The organism is Pigmentiphaga sp., assembly GCF_019689535.1.
Classification (GTDB): Bacteria; Pseudomonadota; Gammaproteobacteria; order Burkholderiales; family Burkholderiaceae_B; genus Pigmentiphaga.
This window is the reverse complement of the sequence record NZ_JADGHH010000016.1, coordinates 1-14,801: the sequence shown is the minus strand read 5'-3', so window position 1 is coordinate 14,801 and position 14,801 is coordinate 1. Positions and strand designations below refer to the sequence as shown.

Annotated in this window: 15 protein-coding genes; 12 read left to right on the top strand and 3 right to left on the bottom strand. The window is 66.0% G+C overall.

The window, feature by feature from the left end:
• The first annotated feature begins 7 nt into the window (after positions 1–7).
• The 9 genes from IRZ12_RS02680 (at position 8) to IRZ12_RS02640 (ending at position 9,474) form a co-directional block, all read left to right on the top strand.
• On the top strand, positions 8–2,104 hold the full coding sequence (locus tag IRZ12_RS02680) for a 4Fe-4S binding protein (RefSeq protein ID WP_296463812.1): 2,097 nt from the start codon (positions 8–10) through the stop codon (positions 2,102–2,104).
• Positions 2,101–2,730 carry a molecular chaperone TorD family protein gene (locus IRZ12_RS02675; protein WP_296463810.1) on the top strand — a complete coding sequence of 210 codons (630 nt, stop codon included), beginning with the start codon at positions 2,101–2,103 and terminating at the stop codon, positions 2,728–2,730. The genes IRZ12_RS02680 and IRZ12_RS02675 overlap by 4 nt, the downstream gene beginning before the upstream one ends.
• 176 nt (positions 2,731–2,906) lie before the next feature.
• The gene (locus IRZ12_RS02670) at positions 2,907–3,110 is read left to right on the top strand and encodes a formate dehydrogenase (RefSeq protein WP_296463808.1); all 204 of its coding nucleotides are present in this window, start codon (positions 2,907–2,909) and stop codon (positions 3,108–3,110) included.
• A gap of 15 nt (positions 3,111–3,125) precedes the next feature.
• Positions 3,126–6,104 carry a formate dehydrogenase subunit alpha gene (locus tag IRZ12_RS02665; protein ID WP_296463806.1) on the top strand — a complete coding sequence of 993 codons (2,979 nt, stop codon included), beginning with the start codon at positions 3,126–3,128 and terminating at the stop codon, positions 6,102–6,104.
• Between the two features lie 9 nt (positions 6,105–6,113).
• On the top strand, positions 6,114–6,755 hold the full coding sequence (gene fdh3B / locus IRZ12_RS02660; RefSeq protein ID WP_296463804.1) for a formate dehydrogenase FDH3 subunit beta: 642 nt from the start codon (positions 6,114–6,116) through the stop codon (positions 6,753–6,755).
• Entirely contained in the window at positions 6,755–6,991 is a 237-nt protein-coding gene (locus IRZ12_RS02655; RefSeq protein ID WP_296463801.1) for a hypothetical protein, read from the top strand. Before fdh3B ends, IRZ12_RS02655 begins: the two co-directional genes overlap by 1 nt.
• A gap of 12 nt (positions 6,992–7,003) precedes the next feature.
• Positions 7,004–8,173: a formate dehydrogenase subunit gamma gene (locus IRZ12_RS02650; RefSeq protein WP_296463799.1), complete on the top strand. Its 1,170-nt coding sequence runs from the start codon at positions 7,004–7,006 to the stop codon at positions 8,171–8,173.
• A gap of 51 nt (positions 8,174–8,224) precedes the next feature.
• Entirely contained in the window at positions 8,225–8,602 is a 378-nt protein-coding gene (locus tag IRZ12_RS02645; RefSeq protein ID WP_296463796.1) for a hypothetical protein, read from the top strand.
• The gene (locus IRZ12_RS02640) at positions 8,599–9,474 is read left to right on the top strand and encodes a formate dehydrogenase accessory sulfurtransferase FdhD (protein WP_296463794.1); all 876 of its coding nucleotides are present in this window, start codon (positions 8,599–8,601) and stop codon (positions 9,472–9,474) included. Before IRZ12_RS02645 ends, IRZ12_RS02640 begins: the two co-directional genes overlap by 4 nt.
• 60 nt (positions 9,475–9,534) lie before the next feature.
• Here the strand turns inward: IRZ12_RS02640 and IRZ12_RS02635 are convergent, their stop codons facing one another.
• Entirely contained in the window at positions 9,535–10,644 is a 1,110-nt protein-coding gene (locus IRZ12_RS02635; protein ID WP_296463792.1) for a substrate-binding domain-containing protein, read from the bottom strand.
• A 184-nt stretch (positions 10,645–10,828) separates the two neighbouring features.
• Between IRZ12_RS02635 and IRZ12_RS02630 the strand changes: the two genes are divergently transcribed.
• The 3 genes from IRZ12_RS02630 to IRZ12_RS02620 are packed head-to-tail and all read left to right on the top strand — an operon-like array spanning position 10,829 to position 13,169.
• Complete coding sequence (locus tag IRZ12_RS02630; protein WP_296463790.1) at positions 10,829–11,572, top strand: ABC transporter permease; 744 nt, start codon at positions 10,829–10,831, stop codon at positions 11,570–11,572.
• Positions 11,569–12,345 carry a phosphate ABC transporter ATP-binding protein gene (locus IRZ12_RS02625; protein WP_296463788.1) on the top strand — a complete coding sequence of 259 codons (777 nt, stop codon included), beginning with the start codon at positions 11,569–11,571 and terminating at the stop codon, positions 12,343–12,345. The genes IRZ12_RS02630 and IRZ12_RS02625 overlap by 4 nt, the downstream gene beginning before the upstream one ends.
• Complete coding sequence (locus IRZ12_RS02620) at positions 12,342–13,169, top strand: extracellular solute-binding protein (RefSeq protein ID WP_296463786.1); 828 nt, start codon at positions 12,342–12,344, stop codon at positions 13,167–13,169. Before IRZ12_RS02625 ends, IRZ12_RS02620 begins: the two co-directional genes overlap by 4 nt.
• 137 nt (positions 13,170–13,306) lie before the next feature.
• Here IRZ12_RS02620 and IRZ12_RS02615 read toward each other — a convergent pair whose 3' ends face one another.
• Together IRZ12_RS02615 and IRZ12_RS02610 are read right to left on the bottom strand one after the other, a co-directional pair.
• Positions 13,307–14,302 (bottom strand): zinc-dependent alcohol dehydrogenase family protein, encoded by a 996-nt coding sequence (locus IRZ12_RS02615; protein ID WP_296463783.1) that lies wholly within the window; start codon positions 14,300–14,302, stop codon positions 13,307–13,309.
• Positions 14,303–14,332: 30 nt separating this feature from the next.
• Entirely contained in the window at positions 14,333–14,701 is a 369-nt protein-coding gene (locus IRZ12_RS02610) for an SDR family oxidoreductase (protein ID WP_296463850.1), read from the bottom strand.
• Positions 14,702–14,801 lie beyond the last annotated feature (100 nt).

Here is a 14,801-nt window from a genome sequence, read left to right as displayed (position 1 = left end):
GAACTTCATGCCCATACTGATTTGCGACTGCAACAAGACCATGCCGCTCGATTCGGCGTCGCTCGGCGATGCGCTCGATGAACGGCTGGTCCTGCACTCCACGCTTTGCCGCCATGAGGTAGGCGCGTTCCAGCGCGCCGTCGCGGGCACGGACCCGGTCATCGTTGCCTGTACGCAGGAAAAGCGGCTATTCGGCGAAGTCGCCGAACACACGGAAGGCGCTACGGCGCCGGTGCACTTCGTCAACATCCGAGAGACGGGAGGCTGGAGCCGCGACGCCGCGCAAGCCATGCCCAAGCTGGCCGCATTGCTGGCTGCCGCGCGCCTGCCCGAGCCTGAACCCGTGCCGGTGGTCACCTATCGCAGCGCCGGACGCCTGCTCATCGTCGGCCCGCTCGACGCGGCCGAACGCGCGGCCGACCTCCTCAGCGATGCGCTCGATGTCACCCTCTTCGCGCGCGGCCCTGGTGCAACCGGGGGGGAACAGGAGCGCCGCTATCCGGTACTCAGTGGCCGCCTGGAGTCCGTGCAAGGCTGGCTGGGCGCGTTCGAACTCGCGTGGACCCAGTCCAACCCCATCGACCTCGACCTCTGCACGCGATGCAACGCCTGCCTCGAGGCCTGTCCGGAGTCAGCCATCGGGCTTGACTACCAGGTCGACCTCGAACGCTGCACATCGCACCGCGCGTGCGTCCAAGCCTGTAAGGTCGCAGGCGCCATCGACTTCGAGCGCCCCGCCCAGCAGCACCGCGCGCAGTTCGACCTCATCCTGGAACTGGGGGCGCAAACCCTGTTCGAGCAGCACGCGCCGCCCCAGGGTTACTTCCGCTGGGACGGCACCGACCCGGCTCCGCTGATGAAACTGCGGGAGATGGTCGGCGAGTTCGAGAAACCCAAATTCTTCGACTACAAGCCATCGCTGTGCGCCCACAGCCGCAACGACATCGTGGGCTGCCGCGCCTGCGTGGACGTCTGTTCGGCCCAAGCAGTCGAAAGCGACAAAAGCCACCAGCAGATTCGCGTCAATCCCAATCTCTGCGTCGGCTGCGGCGCGTGCACCACGGCTTGCCCCACCGGCGCGATCACCTACTCTTATCCTCCAGTCGCGGACCAAGGCGCCAGGCTGCGTACATTGCTCGCAACCTATGCGCAGGCGGGCGGCAGTGCGCCGGTCCTGCTATTCCACAGCCAGGAATCCGGCCGGCGACTCGTCGAACGGCTGGGCCGCGAGGCCAGGCTGGGCAAGCGGCACGGCGTCCCGGCCAACGTCATGCCCGTGTCGCTCTGGCACACGGCCAGCCTGGGGCTCGAGGCCTGGCTCGGCGCCATCGCGCTGGGCGCCTCGCAGGTGGTCGTGCTGGCTACCGACGAAGAAGCGCCCCAGTACCTCGAGACCCTCGCATCGCAAATGCGCGTGGCCCAGGCCATCCTCGACGGCCTGGGCTACACCGGCCCGCACCTGCACCTGCTGCAGCCGGCGTCCGTGGAAGCGCTCGACGCCTCCCTGCAGGAGATCGCGGCACGCCGCCCCGTCGTGCCGCCGCAAGCCGCGCGCTACGCCATGGTCCGCGAAAAGCGCAGCACCCTCGAGATGGCGCTCGATCATCTCATCGCGCACGCGCCCAACCCGGCAGGCGAAGCGGTGCCGCTGCCAGCCGGCGCGCCAGGGGCTGGATCCCTGCTGGGCAGCCTGGCCATCGACAAAGAGGCCTGCACGCTGTGCATGAGCTGCGTGGGCGCCTGCCCGGCCAGCGCGCTGCTGGACAACGCCGAGGCGCCGCAGCTGCGGTTCGTCGAAAAGAACTGCACGCAATGCGGCCTGTGCGTAAAGACCTGCCCGGAGAGGGCGCTGCAACTGGAACCGCGCCTGCTGCTCACGCCTGAACGCAAGCAGCCTCGCGTCCTGAACGAAACCGCGCCCTTCCATTGCGTGCGCTGCGGCAAGCCTTTCGGCACCCGCAAGGCCATCGAGGCCATGCTCGGCCGGCTCGGCGGCCACCCCATGTTCCAGGGCGAAGCCCTCGAGCGCCTGAAAATGTGCGGCGATTGCCGCGTGGTCGATCTCTACTCCGCCTCCGGCGAAATTCGCATCACCGACATATGAACGCATCCATTTCTCCGTCGGACATCGGTTCCGCCTCGCTGGACGAAGAAATTGCCCGCGCCGAGATCTACGGCGTGCTCGCCAGGCTGTACTTTGCACCGCCCGATGCGGAGTTCGCCGCCAAACTGCGCGCTGCGGCCACTGACGCCCCCACGGCCGGCGCCTTCCTGGAAACGCCCTGGCGCGATCTCGTCGAAGCGGCCCGCGCCGCAGACGACCAGGCCTTGCGGGACGAATACGACGCCTTGTTCGGCGGCCTCGGCAAGCCCGAGGTGTATTTGTACGGCTCGCACTACCAAGACGGCTTCCTGAACGAAAAGTCCTTGGTCAAGCTGCGCGACGACCTCGCCGAAATAGGCCTGGCGAAAGATCCCTCGGTTGGCGAAACCGAGGATCACATCGCCTACCTGTGCGAAGTCATGCGGTACTTGATCGCCGGCGACGACGCGGCGCATTGCAACCTCTCGACGCAGCAGCGGTTCTTCGCGCGCCACCTGCAGCCTTGGGTGCATGCGATGTGCGACGCGATCGCCGGTCATCCGCGCGCGCGCTTTTACGCCGCCCTGGCAGAATTCACGCGCGCCTTCGCCAGCGTGGAGGCGCAGGGCTTCGACATGCTGGGCTAAGGCGCTGCGAGACCGACGCAAGATATTGCATTGCAACATCGGCGCTCATGCGTGCGCCGCGTCGCATTGCCGCGCATTTCAAGGGTAAACACTCAGGCATGGATTTGCCTGGATACTGTTACAGGCGGTACAGTATGCAAAGCACTTCATATCCCCCGGTTCCCAGGGAGACAGCCATGTCCAAAAACGCCAAGATATCCCGTCGAGGATTCTTCCTAGGCGCTGCCGCCGCGAGCGCTGCCGCCGTGGGCGCAGCCGTTGCTCCGTCCCTTCGCCAGGATCCGGCACCCTCAGCCGCTGCCAAGCCCGCCCCCGAAAAAGGAGGCGGCTACAGCGTCACCGAACACGTCAAGCGTTACTACAAAACCACGCTTGTCTAACCCACGGAGCACGGCATGTTGCTGACCAAGAAACCCAGCGCCGCTCCGTCCGGCGCTTCCGCTTCCTCATCCTCCTTCGTTCACAGCCTGCGCCGCGGCATGGCGCAAGCCCTGCCGACCATGGACCGCCGCACGTTCCTGCGGCGCTCCGGCGTGGGCATCGGCGCCGGCCTCGCCGCCACGCAGCTGAGCCTGGTCAAGAAGGCCGAGGCCGCCAGCGCAGACCAGCAGGCCGGCACCGGCAAAGGCAAGGTCGAAGTCAAGCGCACCGTCTGTACGCACTGCTCGGTGGGCTGCGCCATCGACGCTGTCGTCGAGAACGGCGTCTGGGTCCGGCAGGAGCCGGTCTTCGACTCGCCCATCAATCTCGGCGCGCATTGCGCCAAGGGCGCCTCGGTGCGCGAGCACGGCCACGGCGAACATCGCCTGCGCTATCCGATGAAGCTGGTCAACGGCAAGTACCAGCGCATCAGCTGGGATACGGCGCTCGAGGAAATCTCGGCCAAGCTGCTGCAGCTGCGCAAGGAAAGCGGCCCCGACTCGCTCTACGTGGTCGGCTCTTCCAAGCACAGCAATGAGCAGTCGTACCTGCTGCGCAAGTTCATGAGCTTCTGGGGCAGCAACAACTGCGACCACCAGGCCCGCATCTGCCACTCCACCACGGTCGCCGGCGTCGCCAACACCTGGGGCTACGGGGCGATGACGAACTCGTACAACGACATGCAGAACGCCAAGGCGGCGCTCTACATCGGTTCGAACGCCGCCGAAGCCCACCCGGTCTCCATGCTGCACTTGCTGCATGCCAAGGAGCGCGGCTGCAAGGTCATCGTGGTCGACCCGCGCTTCACGCGCACCGCGGCCAAGGCCGACCGGCACGTGCGCATCCGCTCCGGCACCGACGTGGCCTTCCTGTTTGGCTTGCTCTACCACATCTTCCAGAACGGCTGGGAAGACAAGAACTACATCAAGGCGCGCGTCTACGGCATGGACGAAGTCAAGGCCGAGGTGCTCGCCAAGTGGACGCCGGACAAAGTCGAGGAAGTCTGCGGCGTGGACGAAGCCACGATGTACGAAGTCGCCAAGACCATGGCCGAGAACCGTCCCAGCACGCTGGTGTGGTGCATGGGCCAGACCCAGCACACCATCGGCAACGCCATGGTTCGCGCCTCCTGCATCGTGCAGCTGGCCCTGGGCAACATCGGCGTCTCGGGTGGCGGAGCCAACATCTTCCGCGGCCACGACAACGTGCAAGGCGCGACCGACGTCGGTCCCAACCCTGACTCGCTGCCCGGCTACTACGGTTTGGCCGAAGGCTCTTGGCGACACTTCGCCCGCGTCTGGGGCGTCGACTACGACTGGATCAAGAGCCGCTATGCCTCGCCCGAGATGATGACCAAGTCCGGCATCACCGTCTCGCGCTGGATCGACGGCGTGCTCGAGAACAACGAGCTCATCGACCAGGATTCCAACCTGCGCGCCGTCATCTTCTGGGGCCATGCGCCCAACTCGCAGACGCGCGGCCTGGAAATGAAGCGGGCCATGGACAAGCTCGACCTGCTGGTCGTGATCGATCCCTATCCCTCGGCCACGGCCGCCATGGCCGCCATGCCCGGGCGCAGCGAAGACCTCAACCCCAACCGCGCCGTCTACCTGCTGCCCGCGGCCACGCAGTTCGAGACCAGCGGATCCTGTACCGCATCGAACCGCTCGCTGCAGTGGCGCGAGAAGGTCATCGAGCCGCTCTGGGAGAGCCGCACCGACCACATGATCATGTACCAGCTTGCGCAGAAGCTCGGCTTCGGCAACGAGCTGTGCAAGAACTACAAGATGCAGAAGGTCAAGGGCATGGACGAGCCCGTGCCGGAAGACATCCTGCGCGAAATCAACCGCAGCACCTGGACCATCGGCTATACCGGCCAAAGCCCCGAGCGCCTCAAGGCCCACATGCGCCTCATGCACGCGTTCGACGTGCGCACGCTGCGGGCGAAAGGCAGCCTGGTCGACAAGGAAACGGGATACGACATCGCCGGCGATTACTTCGGCCTGCCCTGGCCCTGCTTCGGCACGCCGGAACTCAAGCACCCCGGCTCGCCCAACCTGTACGACACCAGCAAGCACGTCATGGAAGGCGGCGGCAACTTCCGCGCCAACTTCGGCGTCGAGCGCAATGGCGTGAGCCTGCTGGCCGAAGACGGATCGCACTCCAAGGGTGCCGACATCCCGACCGGCTACCCGGAATTCGACCACGTGCTGCTCAAGAAGCTCGGCTGGTGGGATGAGCTCACCGAAGCCGAAAAAGCCGAGGCCGAAGGCAAGAACTGGAAGACCGACCTCTCGGGCGGCATCATCCGCGTCGTGATGAAGAATCACGGCTGCCATCCGTTCGGCAACGCCAAGGCGCGCGCCGTGGTCTGGAACTTCCCGGATCCCATCCCGCAACACCGGGAGCCGCTCTACGGGACTCGCCCGGACCTCATGGCCAAGTACCCGACGCACGACGACATCAAGACCTTCTGGCGCCTGCCCACGCTGTACAAGTCCGTACAACAGAAGAACATCGCCGACAAGCTGCACGAGAAGTTCCCCCTCATCCTCACCTCGGGCCGCTTGGTCGAATACGAGGGCGGCGGGGACGAGACCCGGTCCAATCCCTGGCTGGCCGAGCTGCAGCAGGAATCCTTCGTGGAGATCCACCCGAAGGCGGCTGCCGAACGCGGCATTACCAACGGCTCACGCGTGTGGGTCGTCACACCCACCGGCGCACGCCTGAACGTCCAGGCCCTCGTGACCGAACGGGTTGCGCCGGATACGGCCTTCATGCCGTTCCACTTCGCCGGACGCTGGCAGGGCAAGGACCTCCTGGAGTACTACCCCGAGGGGGCGGCCCCCGTCGTGCGCGGCGAGGCGGTCAACACCGCGACCACCTACGGCTACGACTGCGTCACCATGATGCAGGAATCCAAGACCACCATCTGCAACATCGAGAAGGCATAGGAGCGCGCCATGGCCAGAATGAAGTTCATCTGCGATGCTGAGCGCTGCATCGAGTGCAACGCCTGCGTCACGGCGTGCAAGAACGAGCACGAAGTCCCCTGGGGCGTCAACCGCCGGCGGGTCGTCACGCTCAACGACGGCGTGCCGGGCGAAAAATCCATCTCGGTGGCCTGCATGCACTGCAGTGACGCGCCCTGCATGGCGGTCTGTCCGGTCAACTGCTTCTACCACACCGATGAAGGCGTGGTGCTGCACAACAAGGACACCTGCATCGGCTGCGGCTACTGCTCCTACGCCTGTCCGTTCGGCGCCCCGCAGTTCCCCTCGCAGGGGACCTTCGGCGTGCGCGGCAAGATGGATAAATGCACCTTCTGCGCCGGCGGCCCCGAGGCCCATGGCAGCGAGGCAGAGTTCAAGAAGTACGGGCGCAACCGCTTGGCCGAAGGCAAGCTGCCGGCCTGTGCCGAAATGTGCTCGACCAAGGCCCTGCTCGCGGGCGACGGCGACGTGATCGCCGACATCTTCCGCACCCGCGTGGTCACGCGCGGCAAGGGCGCCGAAGTCTGGGGCTGGGGCACCGCCTACGGCTCCAAGCAGGCAGGCCAGCCGCAAGGCACCCAGTCGAACGCACCTGCGAACGGAGGCAAGTGATGAGAGCCGCCACCTTCCTCGCCATTGCGCTCGTGCTCGGCACGGCCGCCTGCACCGAACGGGATCAATCGCTCTACCAAGGCAAGGTCGAAAACGGCAAGCCCGCGTACGAAGGCACGGGCGTGCAGGCGTTCACCGCGCCGGGCTGGACGCCCGGCGACCGCAACAGCTGGGAGCAGGAGCTCAAGACACGCGCCCAGCGCGGCCAGAACGACTATTCACGCGTCAGCAACTGACCGGAGGACGCCATGCTACGGTCATTATTCGCCGCGCTCGCCCTGTGCGGCGCCACGCTGGGGCCCATGGCTGCTCACGCGGCCGATGCCGCACCGCAGCCGTCGGGCAATACCTCGATGGGCGCCATCCAGAGCGCCAATATCTTCGAGGTCAAGCCCGACGCCAGCCAGGAACCGGGTTACGCCGAACAGACCAACGCGCAGCGTGCCCAGGTCCAGCCGGGCAACAACGCGCCGCACTGGCGCCTGGTCAACTCGGGCCAGCCGGGCTATAGCAGCCTGCCCCACAGCCAGGCGCCGGAGGCCGGCGTGCTGATCCAGCGCTTCGTGCAATACCCCGGCTCGAAATACACCTCGGCCGGGGAAGCCTGGCGCCAGGTGCGCAACGATTGGATCATCCCGTACGGCGGCTCGCTGCTCCTGATCGTCTTGGTGGCCATCGCGCTGTTCTACTTCGCCAAGGGCCCCATCACCGTCCATGGCGCGGAAACCGGCCGCAAGATCGAGCGCTTCACCTATTTCGAGCGCGCGGCGCACTGGGTCAATGCGGTCGCCTTCGTCGTGCTGGCCGTCTCCGGGCTGGTCATGGCCTTCGGCAAGTTCTTCCTGCTGCCCATCATGGGCAGCGCGCTGTTCGGCTGGATGACCTGGGCGCTCAAGACGGCGCACAACTTCGTCGGCCCCTTGTTCGCGGTCTCGTTGCTGGTGGTGTTCTTCACCTTCATCCGCGACAACCTGCCCAAGCGCGAGGACCTCACCTGGCTGCGCAAGGGCGGCGGCCTCTTCAACGGCCAGCACGTGCCCTCCGGGCGATTCAACGCCGGCGAAAAGCTCGTGTTCTGGGGCGGCGTGATGTTCCTGGGCTTCATCGTCGTGGGCTCGGGCCTCGTGCTCGACCGCGTCCTCCCCGGCTTGGTCTACACGCGGGGCACGATGCAGGTCGCCCACATGATCCATGCCGTGGCCACGATCCTGATGATGTGCATGTTCCTCGGCCACATCTATCTCGGCACCATAGGCATGAAGGGCGCCTACAAGGCCATGAAGACCGGCTACGTGGATGAGACCTGGGCGCGCGAACACCACGAACTCTGGTACAACGATATCCAGGCAGGCAAGATCCCGGCCCAGCGCACGCAGCCCCGGTCGAAAAAACCGGATGCCCGGCCGGCCAACGCCTGATCGATCATCCAAAGGGCCATGGCGCGCTGCCATGGCCGCAGGAGACTACGCATGAAAACCGCTCTCGCCCTGTTACTTGCTTTCGTCTCCAGCGCCGCCCTGGCCAAGCTGCCGGCGCCTTCTCCCGAAGCGAAGGCCAAGGCTGCGGAAGCGGCAGCCCGCGCCGCCTGGTCCGCCAAGGTCGACAGCTACAAGCTCTGCCAGGCCCAGAACCGGGTCGCCAGCGCCTATTTCGCGAACCTCCAGGCGGCCGGCAAGCCCATGCCCCAGCCCGTGGCCACGCCCGCATGCGCGGACCCTGGCCCATTCACCTACACGCCGCCGGAAGATAAACCGCTCGAAGCCGCCGGCGCGCACTCCCCGTCGGGCACGGCCTCCTCGCCCCACAACACCAAGACGCCCGACGCCGCCTCCGAACCCAAGCAGTGAGCTCGCCGCATCGCCCTTTCCTAACCTCGGCCAGCGCACCACTGACCCGCGAAATCACCGTCGTCAACGAATACGGCGAGCGCAGCGTCATCTCCATTCCGGCCGAGCGCTCGCTCACGGTCTACGTCGACAAACGTGAGCTGGTCACGCTGATGACGCTGGGCGCGATGCCCGAGCTGCTCGTCCTCGGCTACCTGCGCAACCAGCGGCTCGTGCGCTCCATCGAAGACGTCGAAGCCGTCACCGTCGATTGGGAAGTCAATGCCGCCGCGGTGCAGACGCGCCGGGGCATCCAAGACATCGAAGCGCGCACTGCGCAGCGCGTAGTCACCACAGGGTGCGGACAGGGAAGCGTGTTCGGCGGGCTGATGGACGAACTCGAGGAAATCCGGCTGCCTGCCGAGGCGCGCCTCACGCAGGCGCAGCTCTACGGCCTGCTCGATGCCATCCGCGTGCAGGAAACCACCTACAAATCGGCCGGCTCGGTGCATGGCTGCGCGCTGTTCCGCGGTGAGCACATGCTGATGTTCGTCGAAGACGTGGGCCGCCACAACGCCATCGACACCATCGCCGGCTGGATGTGGCTGCAGCACCCTGCCGACATGGCAGGCGACGACAAGATCTTCTACACCACCGGCCGGCTCACCAGCGAAATGGTGATCAAGGCGGCGCAGATGGGCATCCCCATCGTCGTCTCGCGCAGCGGCATGACGCAAATGGGTTATGAGCTGGCCGAACGCCTCGGCCTGTGCGCCATCGGCCGCGCGACGAACAAGCACTTCGTTTGCTATACCGCCCCCTGGCGGCTCGTGCTGCAGACGGAACTGGCCGGGCCCCGGCGCCCCGCCCGTCCGGTCGCCCAAGGCGCCTGACTAGGCAGACGAACAGGACCCTTCGCCTTCGAGGGCTGGGGGAAGCATCAAGGGTAAACCTCAGTGGCGCTTGCCCCGCTTGGGCGTGCGGAAATGCCACCATGGCAACACGCGGTGCATGGCAAGTACTTCTCCGCTCTGCAACGGCTCATAGCCAGGCATGGCCGCGAGCCTGCGTTGCCAGGCCTCACTGCGCAAGACGCCCAATAAAGCCTGCGTGGCAGGCTGGTCGAGCGTCGATTTCAGGCAAACCAGGAAATAGCTTTCCGATATCAGGGGAATGAAATCCAGCCGGTGCGCCCGGGCTGCGATTTCTATGCCCAGGCCGGCGTCCGCCGCCCCGGAGGCCACGGCGTGCGCCACGGCCGCATGCGACGGCTCGGCGTGGTCATAGCCGTTCACGCTGGCGGGTGACACGCCTTCGCGCGCCAGCAGCTCATCGAGCAGCAGGCGGGTGCCAGTGCCCAACGAACGATTGACGTATCGCACCCCAGGCCGCGCGAGGTCTGCCAGGCCGCGGATGCCGAGCGGATTGCCGCGCGCCACCATGAGCCCCTGGCTGCGGCGGGCAAAGCCGATGATCTTGTGTTGCCCGGGCTGCAGCAGCGGCTTATAGGTGCGCTCGGCCAGCGAACCCGGCGGGGAATCGACGGGCACGTGAAAGCCGGCCATGCCGCAGCGGCCTTCGTTCAAGGCCTTGATCGCGTCGACGCTGCCGGTAAAGCGTATGTCGAGGTGTAGCTTATCGCTGGCCACCGCATGCTCGCGCAGCGCCGACAGCGCGTCGTCGTGGCTCGCGTGGAACGAGACCACGTGGGCGGCATCGTCGAACGCGACGGCAAACGCCCGCTCGAGGTCGGCATAGAGGGCGCCGATCTGCGGCGCGAGGCGCGCCTGCGCCTGGCGCTCGGCCCACAGCAACTTGTTGCCGAACGCCGTCAAGCGGGCGGGCTGCCCCTTCTCCCAGACGACCAGCGCGTGCCCCAGCGCCTGCTCCCAGCGCTTGAGCTCGCCCCAAACGTGCCGGTACGACAGGTCCAGGGCCTTGGCCGCCGCCGAGATGGAGCCGTGCTCGCGGATGGCGTGCAGCAGATCCATCAACGGATTGCGCAGGGTGGCCCCGTCGGTGCGGGAAACGCCGAAGGTATAGGAAAGTTGGACTTGATGCACGGCAGGAGTATAGCCCTGCGCCCCGGGCTGGCGGCGGCCTGCGGGCGTCGCCAGAACGGTTGCCGGCCGCGAGGAACGGTCGCGCCTAACGCCCAAAGGCTAACGCGACGAGCCCTATGCAATCCTGTTCATATCGCATCGCCCGACACACTCCGTTACCCTGGGACCCCGCACCAAGGTCCCTATGAATACGCTCACGGAAAGTGCGCTCACTGCGCTTCGGCTCATCGCCGCTCTTGATCCCACGCTGATCGACATCGTCAAGCTGTCGCTGGCGGTCAGCGCCTGTGCCTGCCTGCTCGCCTGCAGCGGCGGACTGGTGCTCGGCGCCTGGCTCGGCGTCGCGCGCTTCGCCGGCCGCGGAGCCGTGCTGACGGTACTCAACACCATGCTCGCCCTGCCGTCCGTGGTCGTCGGCCTGGTGGTCTACCTGCTGCTTTCCCGCTCCGGGCCGCTAGGCTTCCTCGGCTGGCTGTTCTCCTTCAAGGCCATGGTGGTCGCCCAAGCCATCCTGGTGTTGCCCGTGGTCACCGCGCTCACACGCCAGGTCGTCGAAGACGCCGAACGCAGCCATGGCGAACAATTGCGCTCGCTCGGCGCGGGCACCGTCATGCGCAGCCTGCTGCTGGTCTGGGACGAGCGCTTTGCGCTATTGACCATCTTGATTGCCGCCTTCGGGCGCGCCGTCTCCGAAGTCGGCGCGGTCATGGTGGTGGGCGGCAACATCGAAGGCTATACGCGCGTCATGACCACGGCCATCGCCCTCGAAACCAGCAAGGGCGACCTGCCGCTCGCGCTCGCCCTAGGCATCATCCTGCTCGTGGTCGTCCTAGTGCTCAACACGCTCATCTCCCTGCTGCGCCGTTGGCGCGAGCGGCGCGATGCCGGCATCGCCAGCTGGCTACGCATGCCAGACCTGACCACATGAAGCGCTCGGCCTCGATCCATCCGCTCACCGCCAGGCTCGCCCCGCCGCTCCCGGGATCGGCGGCAGCCAGCGGCCCGGCGCTATTTACCCTGCGCGGCGTCGACCTCCACTACGGCCCGGTGAAAGCCCTGGCCGGGGTCGACCTCGTGGTCCATGCAGGCGAGCGCGTGGCCCTCGTCGGTTCGAACGGCAGCGGCAAGAGCACGCTGCTGCGGGTGCTGCACGGCCTGCTCGCGCCGACGGCAGGCGTCGCCACGTGCGTGCCCCGTCATCGCCAGGCACTGGTATTCCAGCGTCCACACATGCTGCGCACCTCCGTGCAGAACAACGTCGCGCTCGGGCTGTGGCTGCGCGGCATGAAGTGGCGCGCTGCGCGGCAGGCCGCCTTGGATGCCCTGGCGCGCGTGGACATGGCCGGACTGGCCGGGCGCAACGCCAGGGCCTTGTCAGGCGGCCAGCAACAGCGCGTGGCCCTCGCGCAAGCATGGGCGCTCGATCCCGAAGCCCTGCTCCTGGACGAACCCACCGCCAATCTCGACCCGCACGCCAAACGCGAAGTCGAGGCGCTCATGCACGAATTCGCCCAGCCGCGCGCCGGCCGGCCCGTGACCATGGTGTTCAGCAGCCACAACCTGGGGCAGGTCAAGCGCCTGGCCAGCCGCGTCATCTACCTCGAGCAAGGCCGCATACTCGCGGACCTCCCCGTCGATTCGTTCTTCAACGGGCCGCTGCCCGAAGAAGCCGCCTTATTCGTGAAAGGAGAAAAAATATGAAGCGCATCCCGCACCTTGGCCGTATCTTCGCGTCATGGCTGCTGCCCGTGGCCACCGGCCTCGCCAGCCTACCCGCCGCGGCCGAGACCATCGTCATGGCCTCGACCACCTCGACCGAACAATCCGGCTTGTTCTCCCACCTCCTGCCGGCGTTCAAGCAAGCCAGCGGCATCGACATCAAGGTCGTCGCGCAAGGCACGGGGCAAGCCTTGGACACGGGCCGGCGCGGCGATGCCGACGTGCTATTCGTGCACGACCAGGCCGCCGAAGAGAAATTCGTCGCCGAAGGCTACGGCGTCAAGCGCTATCCCGTCATGTACAACGACTTCGTGCTGGTGGGCCCGGCCTCGGATCCCGCCGGCGTGAAGGGCAAGGACATCATCCAAGCGCTCAAGAAAGTCTCCGCCGCCAACGCGCCGTTCATCTCCCGCGGCGACCGCAGCGGCACGCACATGGCCGAACTGCGCTACTGGAAAGAAGCCGGCCTGGACGACAAGAAAGGCAATGGCTACAAGGCGTGCGGCTGCGGCATGGGTCCGGCCCTCAACATGGCGTCTTCGACCGGCGCCTACGTGCTCTCCGACCGCGGCACCTGGCTCAGCTTCAAGAACCGCGGCGACCTCACCATCCTAGTCGAAGGCGACGAGCGGCTCTTCAACCAATACGGCGTCATGGTGGTCAATCCCGCCAAGCATCCGCACGTGAAGGCAGCCGCCGCGCAGAAATTCGTGGATTGGGTCATCTCGCCCGCGGGGCAGCAAACCATTGCCAGCTACAAGATTGACGGCCAGCAGCTGTTTTTCCCGAATGCCAACAAACAATAAGGAATAAGGGCGTTTTGGCGCATCCAGCCTAAAGCCGGATCTCGCGGCGGCCCTCCCGGGCCGCTTTTTTTCGTTGACTCACATGGCCCATCGAGGGCGAGATTCGATGCCATGGCTGGAAAGTACCTCGCCGACCATCAAGGAATCAAGACGATCTTGCCCATCGTTTCACCGGCGTCGAGGATGCGGTGTGCGTCGTGCACCGCATCGAAAGGCATGTGCGTGATCGGGGGAGGAGCGATGCGCCCTTCCGCCATCAAGCCGATGAGCCGGGCCGTGGCAGCCCTGCGCGTGTCGCGGTCGTGATCAAAGCTATGTATGGAAAAACACCGCAGCGCGAGGCTGCGTCCCACGAGTTCGCGCAGCACGCCGAATACTTCGGGTTGCGGCGGCCCTCCCACGATGTTGTAGGAAACGGCCATCCCGAAATGCGCCAAGGCATATAGGCATTCGATCAGCACCCCTGCGCCAATGTGATCCAGGGCAAGATCGACACCCACGCCATCGGTCAACGCCATGACGCGTTGCGCGATCGATTCGCGCCGTCGATCGATGACGTAGGCCGCACCGTTGGCCAGCGCAACGTCTGCCTTGGCCGATGAACTCACGACCCCTATCACCTCGCTGCCCTGCAGCCGAGCCAATTGAATGACGGAGGACGCCACGCCCCCTGCGGCGCCGGTCACGAGGACGCGGCGCGCCTGCACGCCGTGATTGCAGCGATTGAGCAGCGCATCCGCCATCAGGAAATTGGGCAGGCAAACCGCAGCATCGAAAGATATGGAGTCGGGCAACTCAAAAGGCGCATCCGCCGGCACGCAAATGGCTTCGGCGTAACATCCGCCGCGCTGGGCGAGTTCCCGGGAGCTGACAAGTACGCGCCGCCCTACCAAGCCGGCATCCACGTCCGGCCCGACCGCGTCGATGATGCCGGCCAGCTCTCCTCCCGGCGTCGCCGGCAAAGGTGGCATCCATTTATAGGTTCCGTTGCGTATCAACACGTCGGGCCGCCCTACCCCGATCGCACGCGCGGCAACCCGGACCTCGCCTCGGCCCGGCTCGGGAACCGGCTCGCGAACGATCACCATCGCCTCCGGCCCCCCGGGCTCGAACACCTGAACGCGTTTCACCATGTAGCTCCTGGTCGAGTTCTACCGCCCGTACTAGAAGACCCCGCGATACGAGCCGCCGTCGAGCTGTAAGTTCTGCCCGGAAATATAGCCGGCCTGGGCACTGCAAAGAAACGCGCATGCATCGCCGAACTCGCGGGGATGTCCGAGTCGGCCTGCGGCGATGGTTCCGATAATGCGCTGACGTGCCTCCTCGTAGGTTATCCCCTGCTCCCGAACCATGCGCTCGGCCATGAACCTCTGGCGGTCGGTATCGAAACGCTCGGGCAGCAGATTGTTAATCGTCACGTTGTCAGCCACGACCTCGCGGGAAATGGCTTTACACAAGGCAGTCAACCCACTTCGAGCCGCGGTCGATAGCCCCATTCCGGGACTCGGCGACTTCACCATGGCCGAGGTGATATTGACCCGGTGCGCGACAAGCCCCGCGGTTCAGGGCGGGGAAGGATAGCGCGGACGGCGCAGCCGTCCTTGTCTTTGGGTTTCAGTGTGGGGTTTGCTG

Bases quoted from the DNA above. Each gene is read 5' to 3' on its own strand.
- IRZ12_RS02680 (WP_296463812.1), top strand. From the start codon at position 8: ATGCCCATACTGATTTGCGACTGCAACAAGACCATGCCGCTCGATTCG.
- IRZ12_RS02675 (WP_296463810.1), top strand. From the start codon at position 2,101: ATGAACGCATCCATTTCTCCGTCGGACATCGGTTCCGCCTCGCTGGAC.
- IRZ12_RS02670 (WP_296463808.1), top strand. From the start codon at position 2,907: ATGTCCAAAAACGCCAAGATATCCCGTCGAGGATTCTTCCTAGGCGCT.
- IRZ12_RS02665 (WP_296463806.1), top strand. From the start codon at position 3,126: ATGTTGCTGACCAAGAAACCCAGCGCCGCTCCGTCCGGCGCTTCCGCT.
- fdh3B (WP_296463804.1), top strand. From the start codon at position 6,114: ATGGCCAGAATGAAGTTCATCTGCGATGCTGAGCGCTGCATCGAGTGC.
- IRZ12_RS02655 (WP_296463801.1), top strand. From the start codon at position 6,755: ATGAGAGCCGCCACCTTCCTCGCCATTGCGCTCGTGCTCGGCACGGCC.
- IRZ12_RS02650 (WP_296463799.1), top strand. From the start codon at position 7,004: ATGCTACGGTCATTATTCGCCGCGCTCGCCCTGTGCGGCGCCACGCTG.
- IRZ12_RS02645 (WP_296463796.1), top strand. From the start codon at position 8,225: ATGAAAACCGCTCTCGCCCTGTTACTTGCTTTCGTCTCCAGCGCCGCC.
- IRZ12_RS02630 (WP_296463790.1), top strand. From the start codon at position 10,829: ATGAATACGCTCACGGAAAGTGCGCTCACTGCGCTTCGGCTCATCGCC.
- IRZ12_RS02625 (WP_296463788.1), top strand. From the start codon at position 11,569: ATGAAGCGCTCGGCCTCGATCCATCCGCTCACCGCCAGGCTCGCCCCG.
- IRZ12_RS02620 (WP_296463786.1), top strand. From the start codon at position 12,342: ATGAAGCGCATCCCGCACCTTGGCCGTATCTTCGCGTCATGGCTGCTG.
- IRZ12_RS02615 (WP_296463783.1), bottom strand. From the start codon at position 14,302: ATGGTGAAACGCGTTCAGGTGTTCGAGCCCGGGGGGCCGGAGGCGATG.